At 53.4% G+C, this 6737-nt stretch carries 6 protein-coding genes; 3 read left to right on the top strand and 3 right to left on the bottom strand.

Annotated features, from left to right (window positions below; translation table 11 throughout):
- A partial coding sequence (locus ACT3T6_RS12590; protein WP_444625952.1) for a BCCT family transporter occupies window positions 1-1594 on the top strand: 1594 nt, incomplete at its 5' end.
- A 491-nt stretch (window positions 1595-2085) separates the two neighbouring features.
- Here ACT3T6_RS12590 and ACT3T6_RS12585 read toward each other — a convergent pair.
- Together ACT3T6_RS12585 and ACT3T6_RS12580 are read right to left on the bottom strand one after the other, a co-directional pair.
- On the bottom strand, window positions 2086-2247 hold the full coding sequence (locus ACT3T6_RS12585) for a metallothionein (RefSeq protein ID WP_193053101.1): 162 nt from the start codon (window positions 2245-2247) through the stop codon (window positions 2086-2088).
- A 69-nt stretch (window positions 2248-2316) separates the two neighbouring features.
- Window positions 2317-3222, bottom strand: a complete 906-nt coding sequence (locus tag ACT3T6_RS12580; protein WP_226913377.1) for a LysR substrate-binding domain-containing protein — start codon at window positions 3220-3222, stop codon at window positions 2317-2319.
- A 146-nt stretch (window positions 3223-3368) separates the two neighbouring features.
- Here ACT3T6_RS12580 and ycaC point away from each other — a divergent pair, with 146 nt between their 5' ends.
- Entirely contained in the window at window positions 3369-3992 is a 624-nt protein-coding gene (gene ycaC / locus ACT3T6_RS12575) for an isochorismate family cysteine hydrolase YcaC (RefSeq protein WP_193053100.1), read from the top strand.
- Window positions 3993-4149: 157 nt separating this feature from the next.
- Window positions 4150-5100: a pirin family protein gene (locus ACT3T6_RS12570; protein WP_192528637.1), complete on the top strand. Its 951-nt coding sequence runs from the start codon at window positions 4150-4152 to the stop codon at window positions 5098-5100.
- A gap of 115 nt (window positions 5101-5215) precedes the next feature.
- Here ACT3T6_RS12570 and ACT3T6_RS12565 read toward each other — a convergent pair whose 3' ends face one another.
- Window positions 5216-6547 (bottom strand): CitMHS family transporter, encoded by a 1332-nt coding sequence (locus tag ACT3T6_RS12565; protein ID WP_192528636.1) that lies wholly within the window; start codon window positions 6545-6547, stop codon window positions 5216-5218.
- Window positions 6548-6737 lie beyond the last annotated feature (190 nt).

Raw genomic sequence — 6737 nt, 5'->3', positions numbered from 1 at the left:
CCTTCGGACGGATCCGACTATTTTTTTCACCTCTGCAGGTATCATGGTCCTGTTCCTGGTGGCGCTGTTGATTGCACCAAACGCGATAGGGAGCGCCTTTGGTACGGGGCGGGAGTGGGTGGTTACTAACCTTGGCTGGTTTTTTATTTTAGGGGTGACCAGTTGGGTGGCGTTTTTGCTGTGGGTGGCGATTAGCCGTTACGGGGCAATTCGCTTGGGCGGTAACGACGCAAAGCCTGCGTATAGCAACATTTCCTGGTTCACCATGCTGTTTGCGGGCGGTATCGGTACGGTGTTGATGTTCTGGGGGGTTGCCGAGCCTATTTCCCACTTCTCTACGCCGCCAAGGCCGGGTGTCGAACCCTTTTCGGTAGAAGCCGCCGACGATGCCATGAGCTTTTCGATCTATCACTTGGGGCTGCATACTTGGGCGATTTTCGCGATGCCGGGGTTGGCGTTTGCGTACTTTATCTATCGTTACAACTTGCCGATGCGTTTTAGCTCCGTGTTCTACCCGTTGCTGGGCGAGCGCATTTACGGCCCTGTCGGCAAAACCCTCGATATCTTTGCCATTCTGGGCACGCTGTTTGGTGTCGTGGTTTCCCTTGGCTTGGGCACCCAGCAGATCAATGCGGGGCTAACCGAGCTGTTGGGTGTGCCGGATTCGGTGTTTACCAAAGTGACTATCATCGCGGTGCTGACCGCCATTGCCGTTGGGTCAATCGTGGCCGGGCTGGATTCAGGCGTGAAACTGCTTTCCAATCTAAATATTGGTATGGCGGTTGGCTTACTGCTATTTGTGCTCTTTACTGGCTCAACCGTGTTTTTGTTACGTGCGGTTGTTGAAACCTTTGGCCTGTATATCACTAACCTGTTGCCGATGGCGTTCTGGAATGACACCCTGGCTCGCTACGCCAGCACCGACGGCAGTGGCTGGGGGTGGCAGGGCAGTTGGACGGTGTTCTATTGGGCCTGGACGGTGACATGGTCGCCTTTCATCGGCATCTTTGTGGCACGTATCTCTCGCGGGCGCACCATCCGTGAGTTTGTGCTGGGTGTGCTGTTTGCGCCTTCCATGTTTACGCTGGTGTGGTTTGCGATCTTTGGTTGGTCGGCCATGGAGATTGATGGCATTGGCGCAGCGGCTCGCGAGGCAATGGGGGACCAGGCGGGTGCCTTGTCCGCCGCCGTGGCTGAAAGCATCCCGCTCGCCATGTTCGCGTTTTTTGAGAACTTCCCAGCGGCTACGTTAATCCAGGGCTTGGCGGTGGTGGTCGTGGCAATTTTCTTCGCTACTTCGTCAGATTCTGCGTCGTTGGTGGTCGATATGTTGTGTACCGGCAGCGCCGACCCTGGCCCTTGGCATCAGCGCGTATTCTGGGGTGTTTCGGAAGGCATGCTGGCCGCTATGCTGATTGTGCTGGCGGGTGATGCGGGGCTTACCGCACTCCAAGAGGTAATTACCGTGGTCGGTTTGCCCATGTTTATCCTGGTGTTTGTCATGATGCTATCGCTGCTGCGCGGCCTTTCTCATGAGGACCTTACCAAAGTGAAAGTAGGCAGCCCGCCCAAGCCCGAAAAGCTGAACGAATAATCTTACAAAATGGCCACACAGAAAAATGCCCGCTGATGGCTCAGCGGGCATTTTGTGTAGCGTTCGGAAGTTTAATCTTCCCTGTTCGCACGTTACCAATATTCGAGCCAGCAGTCGTTGAGTTGTCTCGTAGTTAGAATAGCAAAACTATTTAAAACGGCAGAACGCCGCTAAAGCCAATCCCTAGTACGGCGATCACGACAACCACGACAACAATAACGGTAGTAGAAGGCATAATTACATTCCTTGTAAGGGTGGAGAGCCTTTAAGGCTAGTGCATGGGTGGCTTTTTCGCACGTGGCGAGGCGAACATGCCGATACGGAATGATTACCCGGTGGGCTGATTAAGGGGCTGAAGCCAATTAGGAACTGAAGTAGAAGCTGAAAGTAGAAATTAAGCGTAGCAACGAACAGAGGAAAGCAGAGACTTAACCCATTAGCGCCCAGCAGAGGTGCTGGGCGCTATGATGACTACTGTAGGCACGTTAAGGCTATGCTGGTTTTCCGCAGCTACAGTTGTGACCGCAGCCCGTGGAGCCGTCTGTATGGGCAATAGCACACGCCTCGGAGCAGAATTTCTGACCATCTTTCTCAATGGATTGGTCGTCCACGGAACAATCGCATTTCGGGCAAGCACACTGTTGTTGAGCCATATTGCACCTCCTGTGTTGGTAACGTCAGCATAGACCCGGCTCCCAGTGTTATGTAATTGCGTTAGTGATTTATAGTTCCAGCTCGGCGTAGCGTTCCGCCATAAAGTCCAGCAACACGCGCACTGAGGGAAGCAACTCGCGGCGTGCAAGGTAAACCGCGTGAATCACTTCTTGGCGTAGTTCCCATTCCGGTAAGACAAGCGTCAGCTGGCCGGAATCAATGGCGCCCGGCAGCACCAGCTTGGGCATTTGCGCAATACCAATGCCTGCTAGCGTGGCATGGTAAAGGGCGGTCATGTCGGTGGTAATAAAGCGTGGCGTATGCTCAATAACCTCGATGTGTTCGTTGCGCTGTAATCGCCAAATGTGCTGCTCCATGGGCCTTGCGCGGCTGATACTGGGAAAGTGGGTAAGGTCGCTGGGCGCTTTCGGCTTCCCATAGCGGCTGAGCAGTTTCGGGCTGGCCACCAGGCACTGGCTGCTTGCTGACAGCACCTTGTGGAACAGATCGCTATCTTCAAACGGTAGAGGGCGGGCACGAATAGCAATATCAATACCTTCCGTCAGGGGGTCTACATGGCGGTTGGTGGCTTCCAGGTGAATATGTACCTGGGGGTAGAGTCTCATGAAATCCGCCAGCATCTTGCTGACATGAAAGTTAAGTAACCCGGTGGGGCAGCTAAGCCGTATGATGCCGCAAGGCCCAGACTGGCTCTCTTCAATCACCTGCTGGGCAGCCTCAACTTCTTCCAGCATGGCTTTACAGTGCAGGTAATAGCGCTGGCCGATATCGGTCATACGCAGATGCCGCGTTGAACGGTGGAGAAGCAGTACTCCTAATTGTTTTTCGAGCTCCCCAACGTGTCGGCTAAGCTTTGACTTGGCGATGCCCAAGGCGCGCCCAGCGGGTGCAAAGCCTTCGTGGTCCACCACTTGGACAAAATAGTACAGGTCGTTGAGATTGGGGATTGTCATCATCGTTCTCAAATTGAAACGGTGTGTTGTGATTTTCCCATCTAATCACCGAGCAGACGACCGTCTACACTCAGTTTTGTAAGTCGCAAGGCCAACCGGAGCTACCAATGGTGATGGCTCCATTAACTGAGTGCTAGGAGTGGATCATGTCAAAACCTTACGTTCGTCTAGATAAAGATAATGCCGCCGTATTGTTGGTTGATCATCAAGCGGGCCTGCTTTCACTGGTGCGCGACATTGAACCTGACCGTTTCAAAAATAACGTATTGGCCCTGGCTGATACAGCAAAGTACTTCGGTTTGCCCACTATCTTGACCACCAGTTTTGAAAATGGCCCTAACGGCCCGTTAATGCCTGAGTTAAAAGAGCGCTTCCCCGACGCGCCTTACATCGCTCGCCCTGGCCAAATTAACGCGTGGGACAACGAAGATTTCGTTAAGGCCGTTAAAGCGACCGGTAAAAAGCAGCTGATTATCGCGGGCATCGTTACCGAAGTGTGTGTTGCCTTTCCGGCACTTTCTGCCCTGGAAGAAGAGTTTGACGTGTTCGTGATCACCGATGCATCCGGCACCTTTAATGCCATGACGCGCGATGCTGCCTGGGACCGTATGTCAGGCGCCGGTGCGCAAATGATGAGCTGGTTTGGCGCGGCGTGTGAGCTTCACCGCGACTGGCGCAATGATGTTGAAGGCCTAGGTACCTTGTTCGCTAACCACATCCCCGATTATCGCAACCTGATGAACAGCTACAGCACGCTGACAAGCAAGTAATCACGAGTAACCACTGGCGGCTGAATCTGTCGCCAGTGGCTTCTCTCACCTAGGGCAGCAAGGCATGTTTATCTTCATCGATAACGGTTACTACGCCATAAAACATAACGATAAAGCCGGGCCGCCTTGCCTACGCTATTTTTGAGGAGTGCAGCACATGAGTTGGATGCCGACGATTGAACCCCAATGCCCATCAGCGGGTGGTCTGAAGGATATCGAGACGCTGATTATTCCCCGTGCGCGTGACTTGGGCGGCTTTGAAGTGCGCCGCGCATTGCCTGCGCCCAAGCGGCAGATGGTCGGCCCGTTTATTTTCTTCGATCAAATGGGGCCTGCCGAGTTCTTAACGGAAGGTGGAATCGATGTTCGCCCTCATCCGCATATCGGCCTGGCCACCGTTACGTACCTTTATAAGGGGGAATTTCAGCACCGTGATAGCCTGGGCACCAACCAAATGATCTATCCAGGAGAGGTCAACTGGATGGTGGCCGGCAATGGCGTGACGCATTCAGAGCGCACCAGCCCCATTACCCGTCGGCAGCCAACCCATTCGCTGTTTGGCATTCAAACCTGGGTAGCGCTGCCTGAAGAACACGAAGATAAACCCGCCACTTTTGAGCACCAGGGCCAGGACGCACTGCCGCTACTGCAGGGTGAAGGCAAAGAGGTGCGCTTGATTCTAGGCACGGCGTGGGGTGAGAAAGCGCCCGTACAGACCTTCTCGGACATGTTTTATGCCGATGCTAGCTTGATGCCGGGCGCTAAATTGCCACTGCCTGATAACCATGAAGACCGAGGCGTTTATATTACCTCGGGCAGCGTGATTATCGCCGGTGAAGTGTTCGAGGAGGGCCGGATGATGGTGTTCCGCCCAGGCGACCCGATTACCGTTACGGCAGGCGAGCGCGGCGCGCGTTTAATGCTGCTGGGCGGCGAGACGCTTAACGGCCCGCGCTACGTGTCCTGGAACTTTGTCGCCTCTTCCAAAGAGAAGCTTGAAGCCGCCAAGGAAGCATGGATTGAAGGCGATTTTGAACATGGCCGCTTCCAACTGCCACCTGACGACAATAGCGAATTTGTTCCTTTCCCAGGCCAGCCGGGTAATTAAAGACCTGACTACTTTCTACCTCGTTTGAAAAAAAGCATAAAAAAGCTCGCATGAGGGAATACCTCAGCGAGCTTTTTTCACAGCGTTTTACGAGCGGCTATCGCGCAGCTTTGGGTTACAGAGTGATGACACCGATAAGGTAGCCAAAAAGCAGTAATACCAAGCTGAAGACCCACATAATGCCGAAGGAGTACCGGATATGTTTGCCCATTTCCAGCCCGGCAAGCTGTAACGCTAACCAAACGGCCGGGGCAAGCGGGCTAACAAAGGTGCCGATAATATTACCGATCACCATCGCGTACGCGGTTGAAACCGCCGGAACCCCTGCATTGCCGACCACTTCAATCACAATAGGCAAAAAGGCGAAGAAGTACGCATCGGTGCTCAGAATAAGATCAAACGGTACGCCAAAAATGCCGATCAATATATGCATATAGGGCACCACGGCTGCCGGTAGAATTGCCACGATATCCGCCGATAACTCGCTCAGCATATTGGAGCCATTAAGAATCCCGAGGAAGGTGCCCGCGGCAATAATAATGGTAGCCATAACAAGGGCATTGGGCGCATGGCGTTTGATGCTCTGCATCTGCCCATCCATTTGGGGAATGTTAACCGGTAGTGCCAAGGCAACACCGATCATAAAGATCAGCGCGGGCGGCAAAGTGTCCATGGTAAGCGCAACGACAACCGCGAATAACAGCAGCGCATTAAAGGCCATTTTCCAGCCGGGCACCTTGTCGGCGGCTGGCTGTGTTTTGAAGGTTTCCTGAATATTGGCGGTAGCGGTGTCATTCAAGGCAGCGTCAGCGTCGAGTGAAGGCAGGCGCTTGATACGACGATTTTCACGCAGGCCTAATACCACTGCCAGTGCGAGTAGAAGGACCAGTGCAAATATCTGCAGGGGAATAAGCGGGCGCCATAGCTCGCTTGGGCTCATGCCGAGTACGGAACCAATTCGGGCGAGCGGGCCCGCCCAGGGAAGCATATTCATAATGCTGGCGCCCAAACCGACCAGCAGTAACAGCAGGTAAGGGCTCATGCGTAGGCGCTGGTAGGTAGGTAGAAGTGCAGGAATGGTTAGTAGAAAAGTGGTGGCTCCGGAGCCATCCAGGTGGGCAATACTGGCAACAAGCGCGGTGGCTACGGTAATGCTAACCACATTGCCTTTGGATACTGAGAGCACCTTGCGAATAACCGGTTCAAATAGCCCCGCATCCTGAAGGATACCGAAGAACAGAATGGCAAACACAAACATGACAGCGACAGGGATAACGCGTGCGAAGCCTTGCTCATAAAACATCGCGATATCATCAATACCAAAACCGGTAACTATGGCGGCAACAATAGGCACAAGGACGAAGGCCACCAGGGGCGATACGCGTCCGCTTAACAGCATGGCTACAATAGCAGCGATAGCGGTCAGGCCCGCTAGGCTTAGCGACATTTTCAGCTCCTTGAGCGTGAATTTTCAATCCAGGATATTTCACTATTTCCTGAATTAAACTAATGGTTAATAAACTAAAGTCGCGCGGATTATGGTGACTCTGTTTTGGCTGCACAACCTAGACTTTATGCTTAGTCGTCTTGTAAACGCCGATATATAGACGAACGGTTTTGCACCAACAGAGAGACGA

The organism is Halomonas sp. 72, from assembly GCF_052379785.1.
Lineage (GTDB): Bacteria > Pseudomonadota > Gammaproteobacteria > Pseudomonadales > Halomonadaceae > Vreelandella > Vreelandella citrativorans.
Note: the sequence above shows the minus strand (reverse complement) of the source record. Positions and strands in the feature narration are given on the sequence as shown.